Raw genomic sequence first — 23,755 nt, forward strand, 5'->3', positions numbered from 1 at the left:
CGCACATTGTGGTACTATTCTTGCTCAAATCTAAAGACGAAAAGTGACAATACTCATACATCCCCACCGAACAAAAATAATTCTCTTACATCTTAGCAGAAATTTCCTATGTTTGCAAGCGCTTTATTTAAAAACCATTCGTATTTTTTAGACAAGTTTTTTATAAATCATGTCTAAAAAATGTCACATTTTGAACATTATAGAAAGGCTATTCTTTGTATTCGCTTTTACTGTAGTTATATAATAATGAAAATATGCTTTTTCTAAAGATAGACGACATGCATAAGAAACGTACATACTGAGTGCTGAAATGGAGTGGTAAAGATGAAGGTGGGTTTAATTGGTTTAGGAAATATGGGATTACCGATGGCGGAAAATATGATAAAGGCGGGTCATGAACTTGTTATTTATAACCGCACTGCTTCGAAGGCGGAAAGTCTTGTGAAAAAAGGAGCAAAGGTTGTGGAGACACCTGCTCAAGCAGCACAAGAGGCGAATCTTGTCTTTACGATTCTTTCAAATGATGAGGCTTTAGAAGAAGTAACGCTTTCAGAAGTCGGTGTACTTGCAGGCCTTCAAGAAGGTGGTATTCACGTCTCTGTGAGTACTATTAGCGTAGATTTGTCGGAAAAATTAACAAGCGCACATGCTGCATCAGGACAGCATTTTGTGGCAGCGACTGTTTTAGGTCGCCCCGACGCAGCAGCAGCCGCGGCTCTCAAAGTAATAGTTGCAGGTAATAAAGAAGCAAGAGAGCACGTTTGGCCGCTGTTTGAAGCGATTGGTCAAACTATTTTCACTGTAGGAGACGAGCCTTACTTATCAAATGTAGCTAAGCTTGGCAATAATTTTTTATTAGTATCGATGTTAGAAGCTGTTTCTGAAGCAGTAGTCATGGTAGAGCAGTATGGCATGCAAGCGGAGGAGTTTCTTGAAGTGGTTAATAGCTTATTTGCATCTCCTGTGTATAAAAATTACGGCAATTTAATTGCTAAAAGAGACTTTGATCCAGCCGGGTTCAAGCTGGAGCTTGGACTAAAGGATGTAAACCTGGCTATTGATGCAGCCAAAAAAATGTCCGCTCCGCTTCCGTTAGGAGAGCTTGTGAAAGGTCATTATGAACAAGGAATCGAAAATGGCTGGGGTCATTTAGACTGGTCCGCTTTACTAAAAACAGTTGAAGCTCTAAAAAAAGATAACTAAAAAGACGAAAAGGAGTGCAGCCAGTGAAAGCGAAAGGAAAGTGGGTATGGATTGTATCCTTTATTTCGATTATTTCGTGTCTGCTGTTTGCAGCGGGGCTTGGAATGTCTATTTATGATTATGTTAGCGCCTCAAAAGCTACTGTAAAAGAAATGCCAAAGCCAAAGCAGGAAACAAGCAGCAGTAACAAAAGTACAAAGAATTATACGATTGTCGCTTTAGGTGATTCCCTGACAAGAGGAACAGGAGATGCAGCGGGAAAAGGATACGTTGGGTATTTAAAAGATAATCTTGAAGAAAAAACGAAGAAGAAAATTCTCTTAAGTAACTTTGGAATAAAAGGTCAAACGTCTTCACAGCTGGCAAGTCAAGTAAAGCAGCAGGAAATTCAGCGGCAGGTTAAGTCGGCAGATACCGTGCTGATCACCATTGGAGGAAATGACTTATTTCAAGGCGGACAAACGCTGCAAAACTTAAATAAAAACAATATTCAAAAGCTAGAAAATGACTATTTAAAAAACGTAGACAGCATCTTAAAAAGCATCCGGTCGGCAAATAAAGACGCAACAATTTTTTTAATTGGTTTATACAATCCGTTTAATAACCTGCAAGATGCAAAAACGACAACGGCTATTGTACGAGAATGGAATTACAAAAGCAGTGAATTAAGTGCTAATTATAAGCAAACTGTTTTTGTTCCGACCTTTGATTTATTTCAGCTAAAGGTAGATGACTACTTATATACTGATAAGTTTCATCCTAATGCAAAAGGCTACAAGCTGATCGCAGAACGTGTAGCATCGCTTATTACGTGGTAAGGGAGGGAATGATATGAGTGAAGTAACGCTTTCAGTAAAAGGACTGAAAAAAGTAATAGGAAAACGAGAGATTATCAAAAATATTGATTTTGAACTAAAAAGAGGCGAAGTGTTCGGCTTTTTAGGACCCAATGGAGCCGGTAAAACGACAACGATTCGAATGCTTGTCGGCTTGATTCGCCCGACGGCTGGTTCCATTTATATTTGTGGATACAGCGTATCGAAGCAGTTTACAAAAGCGATGGAGCATATCGGCTGTATTGTTGAAAATCCTGAGCTGTATCCATACTTAAGCGGCTGGGAAAATCTGCAGCACTTTTCACGCATGATTCCTTCTATGACGGAAGAACGCATTCATGAAGTGGTGGAATTAGTTGGCTTGCAAGAGCGTATCCACGATTTAGTTCGCACGTATTCGTTAGGTATGAGGCAGCGTTTAGGAATTGCGCAAGCGCTTCTCGGAAAACCAAAAGTGCTTATTTTAGACGAGCCAACGAACGGACTAGACCCTTCTGGGATTCGGGATATGCGTAAATTTATTCGCTTTTTAGCTGAAAGTGAAGGTCTAAGCGTCTTAGTATCGAGTCATTTACTGAGCGAGATTCAGCTAATGTGTGACCGAGTAGCGGTTATCGCAAAAGGAGAAGTTATTCATACAGAATCGGTGAAGACCCTGTTAACTCAGCAAGAGCGTTTACTGTGGAAGCTAGATCCGCAGCCTGCAGGAATAGACGTTTTAAAACAAGTGACGGACTTTGTGCAAGTGCAGGGGGAGTATGTCACTACATTTTATGAAGAAGCTGAAGTGGGAGAGTGGAACAAACAGCTCATTGCAGCAGGAGTAACGGTAAAAGAAATGAATCGAAAGCTTCCAACTCTTGAAGATTTGTTTATCGAAATGACAGGAGGCGAATCGATTGATTAGTTTGGTTCAAAATGAAATGATCAAGCTCGTTCGAAAAAAGCGCCTGTTAATCGTTACGCTTATCATGGGCGTTTTGATTTCCATGTTCACCTATGCTCAGCTTCGCGAAACACAGCGCCTTCAAGAAAAGCTAGGAACGACCGATTGGCGCAGTACGCTGCAGCAAGAAATTATCGATACGCAAAACCGGCTGAGCGGAAGCCAAATTTCAGATGATTGGCGCAAGCAGCTTGAAATTCGCGTGGCGCAGCAACAGTATTATTTAGATAATGATATCAATCCTTCGGAACCAGGGGCACCAACGTTTGTGCGAGGGTTCATTGAAAACGCCATTCAGCTTTTGCTGCCTCTGATGATTATGATTATTGCAGCGGATTTAGTGTCTTCAGAGTACAGCTTGGGATCCATCAAGGTATTGTTGACGAGGCCTGTGAAACGGTGGAAAATCCTGCTTAGTAAATACATCACGCTCGTCATGTCCGTCTCGTTTTTAATTTTAATGTTTGGCGTTTTGTCGTACCTCATTTCTGGCGTTGTATTTGGATTTAAAGGCTGGACAGCCCCGATTCTTACGGGGTTTAGCGTACAGGGAAATGACTTAAATACAGCGGACGTCCATTTAATTTCGCAGTGGAGATATATTTTAATGGAGTTTGGTCTTGCTTGGTTTGTCTCACTTGTTGTTGGAACGCTTGCTTTTATGCTGTCCGTTTTAATTAAAAGTACAGCTGCGGGTATGGGTGTGATGCTTGCTTGTTTGATTGCAGGTACAATTTTAAGCAGCATGGTTTCTTCATGGCATTCAGCTAAGTATTTGTTTATGGTTAATTTAAATTTAACTTCTTATCTGCAAGGCACAGCTCCTCCGACTGAAGGAATGACATTAGGGTTTTCCTTGGGTGTTTTAACCATTTGGGGACTTGCGGGGCTGCTCGTATCATTTCTTGTATTTACCAAAAAAGACGTGTACTAATTCCGTATAAGTTGACGATAATCAGGAACGTGCGTTATGATTGTGTTAACAAAAAATGCTGTTTTGTTCAAAGGGGAGTAGCTCTTGCAGTAAAGTCGTCATTTCGAGATTATTATCTCCGGCTTTATTGACAATGCAAATTGTTAGCGAGACCTTTGCCAATGTTGCCATTGGTAAAGGTCTGGATACAAACACCTTTACCACATGTGGTAAAGGTGTTTTTTGTTATTTCAAAATGAGAGAGGAGCTTAAAAATGTCAAAACTATCGAGACTGTTAAAAAGCCCCGCTGTAAAAAAAGGAATAAAAAAAGCTGTACCCATTATTATGAAAGAGTTAAAGAAACGAAAATCGAAAAGAAGATAGCAGAAAAGAAAATAAGAAAGGTTGAGTGCTAAGTGAAAAAGTGGATGCTAGTCATATCAACTGCTGTTCTTTTTATGGTCGGCGGCTGTTCTTTTCTTGAAGATACAAGCAGTACGCTGAACTACGCAAATGATGCGAAAGATTACGTGAGTGAAGCACAAAAGTTTGCTGAAGAAATACCGCCTCTAGCGGAAAAAGCTGTTAATGATGACGAGGCAATAAAGAAGCTAGAGCAAAAGCTGCAGGAAATGAAAGGAAGAGCTGAAGAATTTAATCAAACAAAAGCTCCTGACATCGCTTCTGATGTGCACGATCAGCTTGTTCAACAAAATGAAAAAATCATTAGTGGAATTGAAGCGTATGAAGCCAATATAAAGGATGGCAGCTTCAATCCAGAAGCGCTAAAAAGCAGTGAATTGTTTCAATCAATTCAAGATGTATCAAGTATTATGAAACAAATTAAAGAATTAGGTCAGTAAGAAAACGCGGCTGAGAAAAAAGTATGTTAACTAAAGAACATCCGAACGATGAATCAAGATTCTTGATGGAGAATCAACTTCGTTCGGATTTTTTTATTTGTAGGGTGAACGTAGGTTTCATGTAGTTATGTCTTATGACTCAACCTCGTTTTTTTGTTATAAATGTAAAATTATATAAATATATCTATTTATTAGAAGGCAAAAACCTTCTCTTTCTTTTTTATATCTACGAAATTTTGTTAGAAGCTGTGACAAACTTAATGTCTGCTTTTCATATCCTATGTATAGTACATATATACACACCGCTTGAAATAAATTTTTTTTGAATTAATAGAGGGTGTGGGAACGTTGATTTATTAGGTAATAAGACTCATTTAAAAAGGAGGGTTCATCCAATTAATAAAAACTATAGTCCTTGATTTTGAAGAGGAAAACTAAAAAAATTTTTTCGGTTTACAAAAAGTTAATAAAACGCATACAAATGGTTTACTAAAAAATCAAAAAATTTACATCCTTTATAAATCTTTTCTGCTATACTATTTTTGAACAGTTGCTAGATTTATAGCGATGATAACTTACTTGAAAGGTGAATGGTAGATGAAAAAGAACAAAAGTAGTAAAACGAAAAAAATCCTATCCACATCACTGGCACTTTCTCTATTATCTATGCCTTTTTTAACTACACAGGCAGGAGCGGAAGAACGTCATCCTGGACAAAGCTCACAGCAAAGCAAGCATCAAGGCCATAATAAAAAAGATGCGCTTGTGAACATACGCCTGATGGAAACAACCGATGTTCATACGAATCTATTAAACTATGATTACTTCAAAGATGCCTCTTATGAAAAAGTGGGTTTAGCTAAAACCGCTACCTTAATCAAAAACGCTCGAAAAGAAGTGAAAAACAGCTTATTAGTAGATAACGGAGACCTCATTCAAGGAACGCCTCTAGGCACGTATAAAGCTAAGATTAATCCGCTAAAAAAAGGGGAAGTTCATCCTGTATTTAAAGCAATGAATCAGCTGGATTATGATATTGCAACACTTGGAAATCATGAGTTCAACTATGGATTAGACTTCTTAACAGAAGCGTATAACGACGCGAACTTTCCTTACATAAATGCTAATGTCTACGTTGATGATCATGACAACAACCCGAAAAACGATAAAAATAAATTTACGCCTTATAAAATTATGAATAAAAAAGTCGTCGATGAAAATGGAAAGAAACGGACGATTAAAGTTGGTTTCATTGGCTTTGTGCCCCCTCAAATTAACGATTGGGATAAAGCAAACCTTGATGGGAAAGTCATTACAAAAGGCATTGTGGAAACAGCCAACAAATACATTCCAGAAATGAAGAAAAAAGGTGCAGACGTAGTTGTTGCAATGGCTCACTCTGGATTTAGCAGCAACAAGCAAAACACGGAAGATGTTATTTATTCATTAAGTGAAGTAAAAGGCGTTGACGCTATTACGTTTTCACACACGCATAAAGTCTTCCCTGCTAAAACGGAAGCTTCATTAGACGGTTTGTTCCTCGGAGCAGATAAAAAGCCTCTTCCTGGAGTTGATAATGCAAAAGGAACGATCAACGGCGTTCCGGCTGTTCAAGCAGGTTACGGCGGAGGGTCACTTGGTTTAATCGACTTAACGTTAAAAGAAGAAAAAGGAAAATGGAAAGTAGTAAGCTCTCAATCGTCCACGCGTGAAACGTATAAAGACGTAAAAGACGCATCAGGGAAAACGGTTACGCAAAGTACGGTAGAACCGGATAAAGGCGTTATTAAAGCGGTTCAAAAAGATCACGATGCAACGGTTAAATACGTGAACACACCAATCGGTAAAACGACCGATGATATCCACAGCTATTTTTCTCTTGTGCAAGATGACCCGTCTATTCAAGTTGTGACAAACGCACAAAAAGATTACGTAGAAAAATATGTTTCTCAAAACAAGCCGCAATACAAAGACCTTCCAATTTTATCAGTTGGAGCACCTTTTAAAGCAGGAAGGAACGGCGTGGATGAATATACTGAAATTAAAAAAGGTGACTTAACGATCCGAAGCGCTGGCGACCTGTATCTATATGACAACACATTAAAAGCGGTTAAAGTAAAAGGTTCTGTTGTAAAAGACTGGATTGATATGTCTGCGGGTAAGTTTAATCAAATTACACCGAATAAAACAGAAGAGCAGGAATTATTAAACCCAAGCTTCCCTGTTTATAACTTCGACGTAATTGACGGCGTTCAATACCAAATCGACGTCACAAAACCAGCAAAATACGATGTGAATGGAAACGTGATTCACGGAGATTCAAGCCGCGTTGTTAACTTAACGTATAACGGCAAGCCGGTTGATCCGAACCAAGAGTTTATCGTTGTGACAAATAACTACCGAGCTGGCGGAGGCGGAAACTTCCCTGGTCTAAAAGGAAGCGAGCTTGTGGTGGATTCAGCGGATGAAAACCGTCAAATTCTAATGGACTACATCACTGAGCAAAAAGAAATTACACCAACAGCTGACGATAACTGGTCCATTGCACCAATTAACGGAACGGCTAACGTGACGTTCACAAGCTCACCGCGCGGAGAAAGCTATTTAACTGAAGGAAGCAACATTACGTATACAAATAAAACGGATGACAAAGGGTTCGGCATTTACAAAATTAATTTAAACGGCGAATCAAAAGATAATACAAAGGTTCAGCTTTTAGGCATGAACGACCTGCACGGTCAGCTCGATACAGATACAAAAATCAATTCAAATGGCCAAGCGCTTTTAGCTGGAAATATGAAATATACAGCAGCAGCTATTCGTAAACAAGAAGCTGAAAATCCGAATACGCTTTTAGTTCATGCTGGAGATATGATTGGCGGAAGCCCGTTAGTTTCAGCGCTGTTTCAAGATGAGCCAACGGTTGAAGTGATGGAATCACTTGGATTTGATGTAGGTACGCTTGGAAATCATGAGTTTGATGAAGGCATTGCTGAGCTTCACCGTATGATTGAAGGCGGCGATCATCCAAAAGGAACAAAAGGATACGACGGCATGAATTTCCCGGTTGTAGCGGCAAATGCTTATGATACTTCAACTAATAAATTAATTACGGAGCCTTATGCAATAAAAGAAGTAGGCGGCAAGAAAATCGGCTTTATCGGCGTTGTCACACAAGAAACGCCAAGCATGATTGTACGTAAAGGAAATGAAAACTTAGAAATTACGGACGAAGCAACAGCGATCGATAAATATACGGCAGAATTGAAAAAGCAAGGTATTAAAGCAATTGTAGTACTAGCTCATAATCCATCTAATCAAAATGGAACTTCTACCGAGTTTGATGCAGCAGATATCGCTAAAAAAGTTGACGATGAAGTTGACGTTATCTTTTCAGCTCACAATCACGTATACAACAACAAAGTAGTAGATAACAAACTAATTGTTCAAGCTTATTCATACGGCTCAGCGTTTTCTGACGTAGACGTTGAAATCGATAACACGGGTGACATCGTGAAAAAAGATGCAAAAATTGTGACCGTATACCAAAAAGACTATACGCCAGATCCTGAAGTTTCAAGCATTATGAAAAAGTACGAAGATTTAGCAGCGCCTATTAAAGCAGAAGTGGTTGGGAAGTCATCTACAGATTTGGCAAAAGGCTATCCTTCTAGCGGAGCAACAGGGGATATCGCGCTTGGAAACTTAATTGCTGACGGCATGAAAGCAGAAATGAACGCTGACTTTGCTTTAATGAATGGCGGAGGCGTTCGTTCACAGCTTGATGCAGGTGACGTAACATACGGTGATTTGTTTGCGATTCAGCCGTTTGGCAACGTCTTAAATAAAGTAAAGCTAAGCGGAGCGGATTTAGAAACGGTGTTAAACAATCAAATTACATCATCCGGACTAGATTTCCATGTTGCAGGCTTTAACTATACGTGGGATGGAAGCACGAATAAAGTAGTCGATATCACGCTTCCAGATGGAAGTAAAATTGACAAAGAAAAAGAATACACGGTAGTAGTCAATAACTATATGTATGGAAACGAAAAATACGGTATTGGTGCACTTTCTTCAGATATGGAAGTGGGACCAGAAGATTTACAAGCAACGGTAAACTATATTAAAACCCTTAACAGCCCGTTTGAATACAAAGCTGAAGGCCGTATTCAAAACGTGGCAGCTGCTAAAACAGCTGAACAGCAAGAACCTACTTTAAAAATAGCTCAATAAGCCAAAAAAGACTGTCTCATAACTCGGATTTCCGGTTTAGAGACAGTCTTTTTTAGTAGAATATCTTTACTTTCAAACTTTAAATCAATTAATTTACCCTATAACAGACCGCTTAATTTTTGAAACAATCACCAGATTGTGGTATTCTTTCCATGGAAAGAAGATTTACGTAAACGTTAAAAGTGGTATAAAAATTTCACTATTTTTTCATTTATCTGCGCTATGATATAGAGCTATAGAGAACCTGAAATAGAATATGTTCGTTACAGTAAAGGAGTAAATAAAAGTGGCTATTAATCTACAAAAAGGTCAAAAAATTGATTTAACAAAAGGAAGAGAAGGCCTATCTTCTATTACAGTTGGATTAGGATGGGATCCTGTAAAAAAACGCAGCTTTTTTGGTTTCGGAGGAAACGGACCAAGTATTGACTGTGATGCATCTGTTCTTATGCTAAATTCAAACGATAAGCTTGTAAGTAACTCAGCCGTTGTGTATTTTGGAAATCGTCACAGTAACTGCGGGAGCGTTAAGCATTCAGGCGATAACCTTACCGGAGCAGGTGAAGGAGACGATGAACAAATTTTTGTTGATTTAAAAAAGGTTCCTGGAAACGTACATAAACTTGTGTTTGTAGTCAACATCTATCAGTGTGTTGAGCGAAACCAAGATTTCGGTATGATTAAAAATGCGTTTATTCGCGTTGTAGACAGCGCTAAAAACGAAGAGCTTGTCTACTTTAATCTATCTGAAGACCATTCAGGAGCAACCGCTCTATTTGCAGGTGAAATTTACCGAGACGGGAATGAATGGAAGTTTTCAGCAACTGGAGATGCAACGAGAGATACTGGATTAGGAGAAATTGCAAATAAATATACAAAATAAACAACTTGAAAAGAGGGAAACGAAATGGCTATTAATCTTTCAAAAGGACAAAAAGTAGATTTAACAAAAACGAATCCAGGATTAACAAACGTAGTAGTAGGTCTTGGATGGGATGTAAATAAGTATGACGGTGGAAACGATTTTGATTTAGATTCATCTGTCTTTTTATTAAACGGAGCGGGAAAATGCGCTTCAGAATCTGATTTTATTTTTTACAACAATACGACGGGTGCAAACGGAGCGGTTGAGCATACAGGAGATAACCGTACAGGCGCAGGTGAAGGAGACGATGAGCAGGTTCAAGTAGATTTGAAAAATGTGCCTCAATCTATTGAACGTATCGCATTCACCATTACGATTCATGAAGCGGAAGCGCGCGGTCAAAACTTTGGCCAAGTAAGCAATGCTTACGTTCGTATTTTAAATGCAACAAATGACGAAGAGCTAATTCGCTATGATTTAGGTGAAGACTTCTCGATCGAAACAGCCGTTGTAGTAGGAGAGCTGTATCGACACGGCGGAGAATGGAAGTTTAATGCTATTGGCAGCGGCTATCAGGGCGGTTTAGCAGCACTTGTCAACGACTTTGGTTTAAACGCCTAATCATTAAAGTAAGAAAACGTACGGAGGATGTTTTTATGTCAATTTCTTTATCAAAAGGTCAGCGCATTGACCTAACGAAAACCAACCCAGGATTAACAAAAGTAATAGTAGGCCTTGGATGGGATACAAACAAATATGCTGGATCTCAGGATTTCGATTTAGATGCATGTGCATTTTTAGCCAATAAATCAAGTCAGGTTGTAAATGACGAGGAGTTTGTTTTTTACAACAATTTAAAAAGTCCAAATGGAGCTGTGGAGCATACCGGTGACAACCGTACGGGTGCAGGAGATGGAGACGATGAGCAAATAGCCGTTGATTTTTCCCTTCTTCCTGACCACGTTGAAAAAATCGGAATTAGCGTCACGATTCACGACGCAGATGCTCGCGGACAAAACTTTGGACAAGTATCCAACGCGTTTGTTCGTCTGATTGATGCTGAAACAAATGAAGAAGTACTGCGCTATGATTTAGGTGAAGATTTTTCAATCGAAACAGCTGTCGTTGTATGCGAGCTATACAAGCACGGAAACGACTGGAAGTTTAATGCCATTGGCAGCGGATTTTCCGGTGGCTTGGCCGACCTTTGCCGCAACTACGGATTATCCGTATAAAAAAGGCATGGGATAAATGAAAAAGAAAGGGTGCTTTAACGAGTACCCTTTCTTTTTAGCATGTATATGTCTGAAAAGAAAGGAGCTGTAAGGCGTGAGTAAACTAATTGATCCTCATATCATTAATCTTAACGAGCAAAATGGAACTTCTCTTTTTTCTCAAGATGTTTCTCTGCGAGGTGACTTTATACAAAATGAGCAGCAAACTTCCTACAAACAAGTGGCGGGAAGATATGTAGGCACCCATCTTGATGCGGACGAGTACGCAGCTTTTCTTTATGAACTTGCGCATTCATCATCATCGATCCTTGTCCTGCACGATAAGCTTGATAAGTCCATTTCAAATGATAGATTAAAAGAAGTACAAACGATTCTTAAAATTAATCAAGAAGAACGCGGCCTTTCTGTCAATCGACTGTTTGCTTTTTTAGAAGGAAAAAAGCTGATCGTGAAGTCAGAAAATCCCGCTATACATAGAAGAATACGCGAAAAATTTATTGAAACGTTAACGTGTTTTAAAGAACAGCACGCAGACGGTTTTATGGACGGGCAGTTTCAACGTGTATTAATCGATTTAATAAAGTGGCAGTGGAATCATGTGAAGTCTTGGATGGTCGATCAAGCATTTCCTGAACACGCGCCTCGCATCATGTGGTATGGAGATGCGAATAAAAGCGAGCGGTATTTTCTCTATTATTTAATTTTACTAGGTTTTGACGTCCTTACCTTTCATCCAGAGGGAAAGGATCATTTAAAAGAAGTAGATGAGAATCAGCGCTTAACAACTGTTTATACGTTTCCTTCTACTAGCGCGCTTTTACCTTTTCCAACGGATAAACCGGTTCGAAAAGGTACGGTAGCATTTCGAGCTTCTCAAGAAATTGAGCAAGTGCTTCATTCAGAGGAGCCTATGCTGTATAAACCGTGGCAATTTCGTTCGTATTTTCCAACTTCAGTTACTCTTAAAACGACGTATGATGAGATTTTTTTATTAATGAGAGAACGGGCGTTTATTCGTCCTAATTTTGAAGTGTCAAAGCCATATGTACAAGTGCCGGTTCTGTTTTCAAAAGTGCTTGGCATTTCCAAAAACCGAAAAGAGTACTGGAGTAAAGTGCATGAGCTCATGCAAACAGAAAATGAGTTAGCTCTGACTGTTGATTCTGTTCCTTTTGCTAAAAAAATAGAAGGAAATAATCACTTTCACTACCAAGGCGCTCTCGGAAGTGATGGGACGCTCAGTCCTGATAAAATGATTGAAAGCAACTGGTGGCGCTATAAAGAACTCCCTATCGGGCTTCAGCAAGGGCTAGCTGGAGCTATTTCCAGATACTGTGCACATTCAAAGCTCCTTCGGTTGGATCATGAAGATGCGTATCAGCATCAAATGTACTTGTTTAATCAGTCTTTGAAGCTTCCAAACAACGTGCTTCGCATGCTTCAAAAATTTGATTATACGCAGCACGTCCCTCGGCTCATTATTTATCACGGAAATGAACATGAAACGTTTACGCGTGAAGATGCAGCTTTACTGCTTCTGTTAAATGAATTTGGCGTTGATATTGTTCTTTTTAATCCGACCGGTCAAATAGATATAGAAGCGTTTGTCGAAGAAAAATATTTCGATATACATTGGCTAGAAGATATTAGCTTTAATGAAGAATTCAAAGAGCCGTCGCTCATTCAAAAATGGTTAAAACGAATCTTTTAAAGAAAGAAGGGTTTTTAAATGGCAACAAACGAATTACAGCCTTTAGATGTAAACGAAGCCGAAGAAGTTTTAGAAACAAAGCCTAATGAAGTAAAAGCAAAACTGCGAGAAGAGCCGGAAGTACGTCGCTTAGCAGAACAAATTGATTATAAAAATCAGCTGGCTTTACTTGAGTATGGGAAAGAAACAGCCAATGAAATTTCCTCGTTTTCCGGAAAAGTGCTTAGTACAATTAAATCGTCTAGCATGGAAGAGTCAAGTCAATTATTAAAGCAGCTTGGAAAGATTATGGACAAATTCGATGCAAAGGATTTTGTTGAAGATAAAGGGTTTTTCTCTAAGCTTTTTAAACGCGGTCAAAAAATAGTGGATAAGCTGTTTCAAAAATATGAAACAATGGGCTCTGAAATTGATAAAGTATATGTAGAGATTACAAAATATGAAACTGAAATGAAGCATTCAACCACGACGCTTGAACAGCTTTACGAGCAAAACTATCAGTATTATATGGAGCTTGAAAAATACATTGTAGCGGGCGAAGTAAAAGTAGAAGAGTTAAAACAAGAGCTAAAGGTGCTTGAAGAAAGAGCGTCGAGTGGAAATCAGCTGGCGGCAATGGAGCTTCAAACCTTAAAAAATGCGGTTGAGCTGATGGAGCAGCGATTATATGATTTAGAAATGGCAAAACAAGTATCTTATCAATCCGCTCCTCAAATCCGTATGCTGCAGCGAGGAAATACAAAGCTGATCGGCAAAATCAATTCTGCGTTTATTACAACGATTCCTATTTTTAAAAATGGACTTATTAACGCAATCGCAGCAAAACGTCAAAATTTAGTAGCGGAGTCTATGAACGAATTAGACAAACGCACAAATGAGCTGCTCATTCGCAATGCAGAAAACATTTCACAGCAAAGCGTTAAAATTGCCAAAATGTCCGGTGCTCCTAGCGTAAAAGTAGAAACGATGGAACAAACGTGGAATATTATTATGAAAGGAATGCAGGAAACAAAAGCAATCGAAGAAGAAAACAAACGCCTTCGTGAAGAAGGACTTGTTCGCTTAGCGCAATTTCAAGAAAACTTCAAGGCGCTTGAACATAAGATGTAACGAAAAAGCGGGAATCTTTACGATTCCCGCTTTTTTTGCCTATACGTTTGCTGGAAGTCTGAACCGTAAGAGATTAGTGAAAAGCGTGAAAGGGTATCAGATATAAAAGAAGTATTATCCAAAATAAGATAGTTATTTCCAGAAGACGTTTATGTACTTTTATAATTTAAGTTAAAAATGAAAAAAACTTAATTATTTTAAGTTTTTTTGCTGGTTTTTAACTTTTCTTTGCGCTACAATTAGCTCATATCAAAGTAAAAAAGGAGGGTATTCGGGTGTATCAAGAGCAGCGCATGAGTGCGATTATTGAATACCTTCACACACACCGCACGATTACATTAGACGAAATTTGCGATATGTTCACCGTTTCAAAAGATACGGCGAGACGCGATTTAGTCAAGCTTGAAGAACACGGTGAGGTTATGAGAGTTAAAGGCGGAGCGACGCTATCGTCAAGTCATATCATTGATTACAGTGAGCGAACGCCTACCAAAGCCAAAGAACAAATTGCTAAAGAAGCAGCTTCGTTAATGTCGGAGGGGTATGACGTGCTTTTAGATACGTCTTCTACCATCTCACTGATGGCGAAGTATATGGATGTAAAGCATGTAACCGTTATTACAAATTCCATTGATAATGTGAATTTGCTCGATCAATATACAGCGTGTGATACGTTTTTGCTGCCGGGCAAGTTTAACGGGAAAAACCGTAACGTCACCGGGCCAAGAACGATTTCTACGTTGCAGGAATACAAAGTAGATCAGCTGTTTTTAGGTACGTGCGGGGTTGGTGCAGATGGTATTACATCTCCAAGTGAAGAAGAAGCATTTTTAAAAAGACAGATGATTCAATGTGCAAGACAAGTTATTATGCTTGCGGATCATACGAAGTTTGAACGTGAATTTTTACATCGAGTATGTGATATGAGCGATATTGATATCTTAATCACAAATAAAGAGCCAGAAGCGGATGTAAAAGAAAAAATAGAGCAAAATCAAGTGCGGCTTATCGTAACAGATTTTGATAAAGGAGAGGAAACACAATGAAGAAAATAAAAGTAGGATTAGTAGGGTACGGATTTTCAGCAACGGTCTTTCACACGCCGCTTTTAAGCGTGTTAGATGAATTTCATATTTCAAAGGTAATGAGCTCAAATCCTGAAAAAGTAAAGAGTGACTTAGAAGATGTTGAAGTAGTGAGCACTCTATCTGAACTTCTAGAAGATGACAGCATTGATTTAGTTATTATTACAACGCCTAGCGGCATGCACTATGAAATGGTGAAAGACGCACTACGCGCAGGCAAGCATGTAATTGTTGAAAAGCCAATGGTTGTATCAGAAAAAGAAGCAAATGAATTAATTCAATTAGCAAAAGAACAAGATGTTCAACTAAGCGTCTATCATAACCGCAGATGGGATAATGATTATTTGACGGTGAAACAGCTGATTGAAGAAGGGAAATTAGGCGACGTTAAAATGTATGAAGCGCATTTTGACCGCTATCGTCCAGCTGTTCGAGACCGCTGGAGAGAAAATGAAGGACCTGGGTCAGGAGCGCTTTACGATTTAGGCTCTCATTTAATAGACCAAGCCTTACACCTTTTTGGAATGCCTGAATTTGTTCAAGCTGATGTATTTGGTCAGCGAGATCATGCACGTACGGATGATTACTTCCACGTAGTGCTTGGATACGGTTCTCTTCGCGTTATTTTACATTCAAGTGCCATTGTGCCAAGCAACGGGCCGCGCTTTCAAGTTCACGGAACAAAAGCAAGCTATATTAAATACGGCATTGACGGCCAAGAAGATATGCTAAGAGCCGGCAAGAAGCCTGTGGACGATACGTGGGGAGCCGACAGCCCTGAACACTACGGGAAGCTGACAACTGGCGAAGGCGAAACGAAAGAAATTCAAACACTGCACGGTTCTTATGTGACGTATTATCAAAAAATTGCCGACAGCCTGCTTCGAGGAGAAGAGCTTCCGGTTTCAGCAGAAGAAGCTCGTGACGTAGTTAAAGTTATCGAAGCGGCATTTGAAAGCAGCAAGGAAAAACGAGCGGTTTATTTTAACTAAGGAGCGAGAAACAGTGAGTAATCATTCGACAGAGAAACTGCTTGAAAAAGTAGTTCAACAGGAAAAAGAACTGATCTTTCATCAATTTACAAATGACCAGGCGTTACAGATCGGCACGGCCATTATTAATGAAGCAAAAAGCAAGGGTAAGGCAGTAACTGTAAGTATTAAACGAAATGGTCAAACTCTCTTTCAACATGCGATGGAAGGGGCCATTCCCGACCATGAAGAATGGATTAAACGAAAATCAAATACCGTTCTTCGCCACCATCACAGCTCGTATTATATGAAGCTGTACTGCGAGTTAAAAGATCGTTCTTACGCGCAGTTTTATGCAGCGAATCCTCAGGAATTCGAAGCGGTAGGCGGGTCATTTCCGATTTCGGTTAAAAACGTTGGCGTAATTGGAACCATTACTGTATCAGGCATGTCGCAAGAAGAAGATCATGAACTTGTGACAGATACGATTCGTAGCTTTTTGCAATAAAAATAAGCGGACTTCGTTGGAAGTCCGCTTATTTCATTAAAAGATGAGTGGCGATAAGGCGTGTGTTTTTTCTACATAAATAAAAGCATCATATCGTTTTGACAAGCGAGAAGGAACATAATTTCCGTATTGTTCAATCTCTGGGTCGTAGACAACACCAATGGCGCGGTGGCCTATCGTTGAATGAAAAAATGTTCGGTTTTCCTCTGTGAACATGAGATATTGATCAAAAGCACCTGCTCGGTGAATGGCATCTTCCCAGCTTCCTTCTATAGCTGGAGGAACGGTTAATTCCTGATGAGGATTACCCCAGCTATCAGAAGCAATGACCGTGCCGTGATGAGTTCCGAATCCGACGGCGTAAACATGCTTCTGTCCGTATTCTTCACGGGTAAGCTGACCTACATTCACCATGCCGCTGCTTTTCATGTCCGTTGCTCTTGCATCTCCGATGTGAGTGTTATGCTCCCATACAATTCCTTTAGCGCTATCTTTGTAGTAAGATTGAATATATTTTAAAGCTTCTACCATATGACGATCGCGAATATTCCACGATTCATTGTCGTTGGTAATCATCGTATGATAATAAGCTTCAGCATGGCTTGCTACCAGCGCATTTACCTGCATACTAAGCGAAGCCTCAGGCTCATGAGTATAGGTATCTTTTTTTTGCTGAATGGTTTGTAAAAGCTCTAAGATTTCTACCATGCAGTTTTTTCCGTAAAGGGCAGAAGAAATTCCGTACATCTGTGCTTCGCGATGAAAAGGTTCAAAGCATTCAAAGGCTTTTTTCGCTTTCTTTGCATCAGGAGCGTGGTTGTTTTCTAAGTACTCAATAATAGCTTCCATCGATTCCCACAGGCTGTATACATCTAAGCCGTAAAAACCTACTTTTGGCTGATGTGCTGGCAAGTTGTTGTTATAATCACGAAGCCATTCAATCAATTCTTTTATTTCTTGATTGGCCCACATCCATGAAGGCCAGCGGCTAAAAGATCTTAAGACATCTTCGGCATTCGCGTATTGAGTTGTATATCCTTTAATATAGCGATTAACTTCAAAACACGAAGGCCAGTCTCCTTCCACTGCTATAAAGGAAAAATCATGATGCTGAATTAATTCTTTCGTAATAGCTGCTCGAATTTCGTAAAATTCAGATGTGCCGTGAGAGGCTTCTCCGAGAAGTACGTATTGAGCGCGGCTTGCTGTGTTAATAAGCGGCAGTAAGTCATCGACATCAGCAAAAGGCATAGAATGTTTTTTAATGGCTTCTATCATTTGAATGGTTTTTAGCATACGACCACCTTATGTTTAAGAAATGGATAGCAAGAGCTTGAGACAGCGAGTCTTGCTACCAGTTAACGCGTTTTTATTTTTATGAATTACCTGCTAAAGTGCTTAATGGCAGAATCATTTAAAGAAAAATCTTCTTTAGTAAGCGCCGTTTGATTCTGTGTTTCGCATTCTTTAGTAGGGTGCTCTTCTTTTTTAGAAACAGCAGAAACTTCTTCGTTATTTTCATACGTGTGGTTTGTTGACATTATGTTTCACCTCTTGTATCTAGTGTTTGAGATACAGAAAATAAAATAAGAAGAAATATCAGGAATACCTTGAAAAGAAAAGTATACGCTTTAAATTATTTGAACTCATGCAAGAAATTGTCTACACTAAACACTGATACATAAATCGAGTGAGGAGAACGTGAAGAGTTTATGAAGTTGATTTCGTGGAACGTAAATGGCATTCGCGCGTGTGTGCGAAAAGGATTTTTAGATTATTTTCAAGAAGTGAATGCGGATGTATTTTGTATTCAAGAGACGAAGCTGCAGGAAGGCCAAATTGATTTGCAGCTAGAAGGATATTATCAGTACTGGAATTATGCCGTGAAAAAAGGGTATTCCGGAACGGCTGTTTTTACAAAGCAAAAGCCTTTATCCGTTTCATACGGCGTGGATAAAGAATCAGAAGACGAAGGACGTATTATCACGCTTGAGTTCGAACAATGCTATGTAGTAAATGTGTATACGCCAAATTCTAAAAGAGACTTAGCAAGGCTTGAAGAAAGGCTTCAATGGGAAGATGATCTGCTCGTGTACTTAAAAAAATTAAATAGCCGTAAAGCGGTAGTTTTATGCGGAGACTTAAATGTAGCACACGAAGAAATTGACTTGCGTAATCCGAAGCCAAACCGAGGAAACTCTGGTTTTACCATAGAAGAGCGAGGGAAAATGACGACGCTTCTTGCTAGTGGATTTCTTGATACATTCCGCTATTTATATCCGAATCAAGAAGGATCCTATACCTGGTGGTCATATATGAACAAAGTGCGAGAACGAAATATCGGGTGGCGCATTGATTATTTTATCGTATCGGAGAGAATGAAAGACGTTACTCAAGAAGCTGCTATTCATCCGCATGTAATGAGAAGCGACCACTGTCCTGTGATGCTAGAATTAAATGTACCCCATCTATGATATCTTTCTATATAATAGAAGAAAAACGGAAAAAAGGTTGGTTCACGCGAACGGTTGCGGTATAGTAAACATATTAAAAAATACAGAATGTTTTATGAGATAAAGGGGGAGACAGAGGTGAAGCGAGACTCGCTGCAAACCATTGAGCACGAAATTGCGCTACTTGTTCGTCTAACAACGACGCACAGTCCGAAGCTTGGAAGCTTGGACCGTTCTGAATATTTACTGTTAAGCGAGCTAGATCAGCGCAGTCCGCTCGGGATTAATGCATTAGCTGAAAATTTAAAGCTGAGCTTATCTACAGCTAGCCGGCAAGTATCTGCGCTTGAAACCAAACAGTTTGTTCGCCGCTTTCCAAGTCCAGAAAACGGGCGAATTAGTTTAATTGAAATGACGGATTCAGGAAAAGATATTTTGCAGCATGTACAAAACAAGCGTAAACAAGCCTATGCTGAAGTATTGGAAGACTGGTCGGAAGAAGAGATTTTAGCACTAGAAAAAAGCTTATCACGCTTGAATCTCGATTTTAAAAAATGGCGCAGTAATGGATGTTAAAGCGAATACATATAGATAAACAAAAAGGCTATTGAAAAATAGTCTTTTTAAGTTGAAACAAAGAAGTTGATTTCTTCTTTAAAAGATGTATAATATGTAGTGCTGCTATAACTTGCATGATACAACTTGTACAATAAAATATGTAAGGAATTGTTAGTCATATGAAAAGAATTTAATAAAAGGAGGAATAAATATGAGTCAGAATAATCCAGCAGTAGCCTCCGACAAACAAGGTTTAAGCGTACCTAAATACTTGATTATGGCGATTTTAACGCTATTTTCAATTGGCCCTCAGTATTTTTTGAATTTATCTTACACGGTCAATCAAGTATTGATTCAAAATCGATTTGATGCGAGTACACAAAGCTTACTATTGCCATCTATTATTTCTAACTTGGCATTTGGACTTGGGGTACCGATTGGTCCGATGCTCACGAAAAAATATGGCGTGCGTAAAGCATACTTAACGTTCGTTTTGGTCTTTTTAGCGGGTTCAATTATCAACGTTTTTTCGGAAAACGTTGCATTTTTATCCCTTGGTCGTCTGATTCAAGGCTTAAGTTCAGGAATGCTGTTTTTAACCATTATTCCAGCTGCGCTGATCTCGTTTCCGAATAAAATCCGAAACTTCTTTTTAGTGTTAGCAATCGGCGGACTGTTCGGTTCAACGGCGATTGGAGCCTTTTTAGGTGCTGTATCTCTTAGCATGGATAATTGGCGCTGGGTTTTTGTTTTAGGAATAATAGCTTCTCTTGTCTGTCTGTTTATTGGATATAAGGTATTACCTGCTCATGATCCAACTCAGCAAGAAGATCGACCAGTGGATAAGAAAAGTATCTTTATTCTTAGTCTTATTATGATTTTATTAGTGTATCCACTGTATGAACTAAGATACGAAGGATTTGCTTCTATTCAAGTGTGGCCGTTCTTACTAGCTGCAGCAGGATTAGTTGTCATTTTTGTCTTAGTTGATTTAGCGGCTGAAAATCCGTTAGTACCATTAAAATCGCTGCTAGCCGTAAAACCAGTTGCAGGTACAATTATGGCAATTGGCGGTCATATGGCGTATATTCTAGCCATTGCAGGTATTAATGGCGTCATGCAAAATGTGCAAAATGCATCGTACACCACGCTTTCTTATTTTTATTTATACTTTTTTGTTGGGGTACTGATTTCAGCGTTTGCAACGACATTCTTATATGACAAATTTGGTCCAGGTTACCTTGGAGCAATTGGATCACTTCTTATTGTCATTGTAGGATTTAGCTGGGTGAACGTATCAGCTGATACATCACTAGTAAGTTTATATGTTCACATTATGCTCTTTGGTATGGGTGTTAGTATGGCACTGGTATCCGGCGCGCTAGGAGCGGCACTAGCCGGAGATTTACATCAAGCTTCGATGCGTTCCATTTCACTGCACTCCATTCGAAATTTATTAGGGGCGATTGTAGCACCTGTGATTGGATGGTTTGTTGTTCGACAAAACGCGATTTATTATGAAGATTTTCGAGGTCAAATTAGCTCAGTAGATCCTCAGGTGAAGGTGCAGCTGTCTGAAATGATCAAACGCTATATGGGTATGGGAATGAGTCAAGCGGACGCAAAAACATCGGCTGTGACGGCTGTTGTAGCAGGCGCTAAAAAAGCGTCGATTTTACATGCGTATCATAACTTATTTTTCATGCTTGGTATTTTAGGCGTAATTATGCTCATTGCTTCACTAAGTAAAGCGTGGAGCGGTGAAAATAGAATTCTTGTTCAAAAAGAAGAGGTTCAAGAAGAAGCTGAGCCGCAAGAAGAAAGAAAAATGCTGCCGGCACCTCAAACAGAAGAAACCTCTGTATAATATACTAACTATAGAAAGAAGGAATTCCGATGAGTAAAAGTCGTTTATTGGTTACTAACATTGTTGGAATCATTGTGATTTTATTACTAGTAGGCTTTGGTGGATACTATTTCTACGAAAAAGCAAATTACGTTAAAACAGATGAAGCGCAGGTAGAAGCACCGCTTTCACAAGTCATCGCTTCAGCTAACGGTCAGTTAAGCGAATGGAATGTAAAAGAAGGAGATAGCGTTTCTCAAGGTGATTCTGTTGGAAGCTTAAAAGAAGGCGAAAAATCAACAGACGTAACGTCTATGATTGACGGAACAATTATTAAAAACAACGCATCTCAAAATCAATTAGTAAAAGCTGGCGATGTGTTAGCACAAACAGCTGATTTATCTAAAATCTACATCAATGCAAACATTAAAGAAACAGACCTAGGTGACTTAGAAGAAGGAGACAGCGTCGATATTACAGTGGACGGAGACTCAGGTAAAGTTTTCAAAGGTCATGTTGAAGCAATCGGCCGCGCAACAAACTCAGTGTCTTCTATGCTTCCTGCTCAAAATACAGGAAACTATACAAAAGTAACGCAAAAAGTACCGGTGAAAATTTCAATTGATGATGCATCAGATAAAGTTCTTCCAGGTATGAACGCAGAAGTGAAAATTTCAATTTAATAACGGAAAAAAAGCTGCTTCCTCTAAGGGAGCGGCTTTTTTTATGCCTAAACAAATAAAATAAAAAATGTGCTAAAAAGGGGATGTATACAAAGGAAATGTGTGGTAAGATACTTCTTGTTTGAAATTGGATATCGGTAAAGAAGGTGATGGGATGACCGCGGTCGAAACAAAAAAAGGGCCAAAAGAAAAGCTGAATTTGTTTTTCTTAACGTGGCCGATCTTTTTAGAAGTGTTTCTTTTTATGTTAATGGGGATTGCTGATACCTTTATGCTAAGTGCGCTGTCGGATGATGCCGTATCAGGAGTTGGAGCAGCCAATCAATACCTTCACATTGCGATTTTGGTGTTAGAGGTCATTGGTAACGGAGCGGCAATTGTTGTCTCTCAGTATTTAGGATCAAAACGGTATATGGAAGCGTCAAAGATTTCTGCTTTGGCCGTTACGTTAAATTTAGGAGTCGGGCTAGTCATTAGCGCGGGTTTTCTTTTGTTTTCCAGACATATGATGGAAGCGATGAACTTACAAGGTGACATACTGATATATGCACAAAGCTATTTATCCATCGTTGGAGGAGCTATTTTTCTTCAAGCGATTATTAACTCTCTTGCAGCGATTATTCGCGTACATGGCTTTACGAAGCAGGCAATGTTTGTTTCACTTGGAATGAACATTTTTCATATTGCAGGAAACTATGCTTTAATCTTCGGGAAGTTCGGCTTTCCGGAAATGGGCGTGCAAGGAGCAGCGATTTCATCTGCGTTCAGCCGATTCGTTGCCCTTATTGTGTTCTTTTGGCTGCTGTATCAAGTGATGGAATATAGAGTAAAATTTCAATACTACATTACGCTTTCAAAAGAATATATCGGTAAAATTTTAAAAATCGGTATTCCGTCGGCTTTTGAACAAGTGATGTATCAAGGCTGTCAAATTGTCTTTTTATACTATGCAACCTACCTAGGAGCAGAATCACTTGCTGCGAGACAGTACGCGATGAATATTTCAATGTTCATTTACTTATTTGCCATTGCAATTGGAATGGGTACAGCGATTATTGTCGGCCGTTTAGTAGGCGGAAACGAAAAAGATGAAGCGTACCATCGCGTATGGAAAAGCGTCAAATGGGCCAGTGCCGTAACGATGATGATGGTTGTTCTTGTGATGACATTCAGAACACAGCTGATCAGCGTGTTTACAGACAATCCGCATATCATTGAGCTTGGGGCGACGGTGCTGCTTCTGAGCATTGTGCTTGAAACGGGAAGAACGATGAACATTGTGCTGATTAACTCGCTGCGGGCAGCGGGAGATGCCAAATATCCGGTGTTAATTGGTGCGATGTCGATGGTCATGATGAGCTTGCCGCTCGGTTATTTCTTCGTTTTCCATTTAGACATGGGGCTCGCTGGCATTTGGCTTGCCATCGCAGCCGATGAATGGACGCGCGCAGTTATTATGTTTTTCCGCTGGAAAAGCCGAGCATGGGAAAACTACGGACTTATACAGCACGAACAAACAGCTGAAGAACCAACGCCGGTTCAAGTATAAAACAAAACCTCTGCAGGATGTGCAGAGGTTTTTTGCTGTGTGAAAAAACGAAGTGAAGTTGGTCTTTTTACGCAAAAAGCTTTAATTTGTGGGAAAAAACGGGTATGGGTACAAAGGAATGGTTTTATTCTACTTATTCTTTGTTTTAGATAACGGTATATGGTTGGGTAACGTATTTAGAC

22 protein-coding genes are annotated in these 23,755 nt (G+C 39.4%); 20 read left to right on the forward strand and 2 right to left on the reverse strand.

Features of this window, described 5'->3' with window-relative positions:
• Positions 1–324: 324 nt before the first annotated feature.
• The 15 genes from AC1DEF_RS06210 (at position 325) to AC1DEF_RS06280 (ending at position 16,484) form a co-directional block, all read left to right on the forward strand.
• Entirely contained in the window at positions 325–1,203 is an 879-nt protein-coding gene (locus AC1DEF_RS06210) for an NAD(P)-dependent oxidoreductase (protein WP_097823190.1), read from the forward strand.
• A gap of 23 nt (positions 1,204–1,226) precedes the next feature.
• Complete coding sequence (locus tag AC1DEF_RS06215) at positions 1,227–2,021, forward strand: SGNH/GDSL hydrolase family protein (RefSeq protein WP_477727322.1); 795 nt, start codon at positions 1,227–1,229, stop codon at positions 2,019–2,021.
• Between the two features lie 13 nt (positions 2,022–2,034).
• Complete coding sequence (locus tag AC1DEF_RS06220) at positions 2,035–2,946, forward strand: ABC transporter ATP-binding protein (RefSeq protein ID WP_477727323.1); 912 nt, start codon at positions 2,035–2,037, stop codon at positions 2,944–2,946.
• Entirely contained in the window at positions 2,939–3,919 is a 981-nt protein-coding gene (locus AC1DEF_RS06225) for an ABC transporter permease (RefSeq protein ID WP_013057401.1), read from the forward strand. The genes AC1DEF_RS06220 and AC1DEF_RS06225 overlap by 8 nt, the downstream gene beginning before the upstream one ends.
• 133 nt (positions 3,920–4,052) lie before the next feature.
• The gene (locus tag AC1DEF_RS06230; protein WP_244856694.1) at positions 4,053–4,316 is read left to right on the forward strand and encodes a hypothetical protein; all 264 of its coding nucleotides are present in this window, start codon (positions 4,053–4,055) and stop codon (positions 4,314–4,316) included.
• Entirely contained in the window at positions 4,317–4,763 is a 447-nt protein-coding gene (locus tag AC1DEF_RS06235; protein WP_097823193.1) for a DUF6376 family protein, read from the forward strand. It begins immediately after the preceding gene.
• A 597-nt stretch (positions 4,764–5,360) separates the two neighbouring features.
• Entirely contained in the window at positions 5,361–8,999 is a 3,639-nt protein-coding gene (locus tag AC1DEF_RS06240; RefSeq protein WP_318331367.1) for a multifunctional 2',3'-cyclic-nucleotide 2'-phosphodiesterase/3'-nucleotidase/5'-nucleotidase, read from the forward strand.
• 286 nt (positions 9,000–9,285) lie between these two features.
• Positions 9,286–9,882 (forward strand): TerD family protein, encoded by a 597-nt coding sequence (locus tag AC1DEF_RS06245; RefSeq protein WP_034651381.1) that lies wholly within the window; start codon positions 9,286–9,288, stop codon positions 9,880–9,882.
• Positions 9,883–9,906: 24 nt separating this feature from the next.
• Positions 9,907–10,485, forward strand: a complete 579-nt coding sequence (locus tag AC1DEF_RS06250) for a TerD family protein (protein WP_097823195.1) — start codon at positions 9,907–9,909, stop codon at positions 10,483–10,485.
• A gap of 35 nt (positions 10,486–10,520) precedes the next feature.
• Positions 10,521–11,099 carry a TerD family protein gene (locus AC1DEF_RS06255; protein WP_013057395.1) on the forward strand — a complete coding sequence of 193 codons (579 nt, stop codon included), beginning with the start codon at positions 10,521–10,523 and terminating at the stop codon, positions 11,097–11,099.
• Positions 11,100–11,193: 94 nt separating this feature from the next.
• On the forward strand, positions 11,194–12,810 hold the full coding sequence (locus AC1DEF_RS06260; RefSeq protein WP_477727324.1) for a YceG family protein: 1,617 nt from the start codon (positions 11,194–11,196) through the stop codon (positions 12,808–12,810).
• Between the two features lie 18 nt (positions 12,811–12,828).
• The gene (locus tag AC1DEF_RS06265; RefSeq protein ID WP_097823197.1) at positions 12,829–13,920 is read left to right on the forward strand and encodes a toxic anion resistance protein; all 1,092 of its coding nucleotides are present in this window, start codon (positions 12,829–12,831) and stop codon (positions 13,918–13,920) included.
• A gap of 275 nt (positions 13,921–14,195) precedes the next feature.
• Entirely contained in the window at positions 14,196–14,966 is a 771-nt protein-coding gene (locus tag AC1DEF_RS06270) for a DeoR/GlpR family DNA-binding transcription regulator (protein ID WP_097823198.1), read from the forward strand.
• On the forward strand, positions 14,963–15,997 hold the full coding sequence (locus AC1DEF_RS06275) for an oxidoreductase (protein ID WP_097823199.1): 1,035 nt from the start codon (positions 14,963–14,965) through the stop codon (positions 15,995–15,997). Before AC1DEF_RS06270 ends, AC1DEF_RS06275 begins: the two co-directional genes overlap by 4 nt.
• A gap of 13 nt (positions 15,998–16,010) precedes the next feature.
• On the forward strand, positions 16,011–16,484 hold the full coding sequence (locus AC1DEF_RS06280) for a heme-degrading domain-containing protein (protein WP_097823200.1): 474 nt from the start codon (positions 16,011–16,013) through the stop codon (positions 16,482–16,484).
• Positions 16,485–16,520: 36 nt separating this feature from the next.
• Here AC1DEF_RS06280 and AC1DEF_RS06285 read toward each other — a convergent pair whose 3' ends face one another.
• Both AC1DEF_RS06285 and AC1DEF_RS06290 read right to left on the reverse strand, forming a co-directional pair.
• Entirely contained in the window at positions 16,521–17,780 is a 1,260-nt protein-coding gene (locus AC1DEF_RS06285; RefSeq protein WP_097823201.1) for an erythromycin esterase family protein, read from the reverse strand.
• A gap of 86 nt (positions 17,781–17,866) precedes the next feature.
• Positions 17,867–18,025, reverse strand: a complete 159-nt coding sequence (locus AC1DEF_RS06290; protein ID WP_165802510.1) for a hypothetical protein — start codon at positions 18,023–18,025, stop codon at positions 17,867–17,869.
• Between the two features lie 171 nt (positions 18,026–18,196).
• Here AC1DEF_RS06290 and AC1DEF_RS06295 point away from each other — a divergent pair, with 171 nt between their 5' ends.
• The 5 genes from AC1DEF_RS06295 to AC1DEF_RS06315 all read left to right on the forward strand — a co-directional run bounded on the left by AC1DEF_RS06295 (position 18,197) and on the right by AC1DEF_RS06315 (position 23,573).
• The gene (locus tag AC1DEF_RS06295; protein ID WP_097823202.1) at positions 18,197–18,958 is read left to right on the forward strand and encodes an exodeoxyribonuclease III; all 762 of its coding nucleotides are present in this window, start codon (positions 18,197–18,199) and stop codon (positions 18,956–18,958) included.
• A 117-nt stretch (positions 18,959–19,075) separates the two neighbouring features.
• Positions 19,076–19,513 (forward strand): MarR family winged helix-turn-helix transcriptional regulator, encoded by a 438-nt coding sequence (locus tag AC1DEF_RS06300; RefSeq protein ID WP_043982995.1) that lies wholly within the window; start codon positions 19,076–19,078, stop codon positions 19,511–19,513.
• Between the two features lie 193 nt (positions 19,514–19,706).
• Positions 19,707–21,362, forward strand: a complete 1,656-nt coding sequence (locus AC1DEF_RS06305; protein WP_097823203.1) for an MFS transporter — start codon at positions 19,707–19,709, stop codon at positions 21,360–21,362.
• Between the two features lie 29 nt (positions 21,363–21,391).
• Positions 21,392–22,024: an HlyD family secretion protein gene (locus AC1DEF_RS06310; protein WP_025751627.1), complete on the forward strand. Its 633-nt coding sequence runs from the start codon at positions 21,392–21,394 to the stop codon at positions 22,022–22,024.
• A gap of 154 nt (positions 22,025–22,178) precedes the next feature.
• Positions 22,179–23,573: an MATE family efflux transporter gene (locus AC1DEF_RS06315; protein WP_477727365.1), complete on the forward strand. Its 1,395-nt coding sequence runs from the start codon at positions 22,179–22,181 to the stop codon at positions 23,571–23,573.
• The last annotated feature ends 182 nt before the right edge of the window (positions 23,574–23,755 follow it).

The organism is Priestia sp. 10L35 (genome assembly GCF_056395685.1).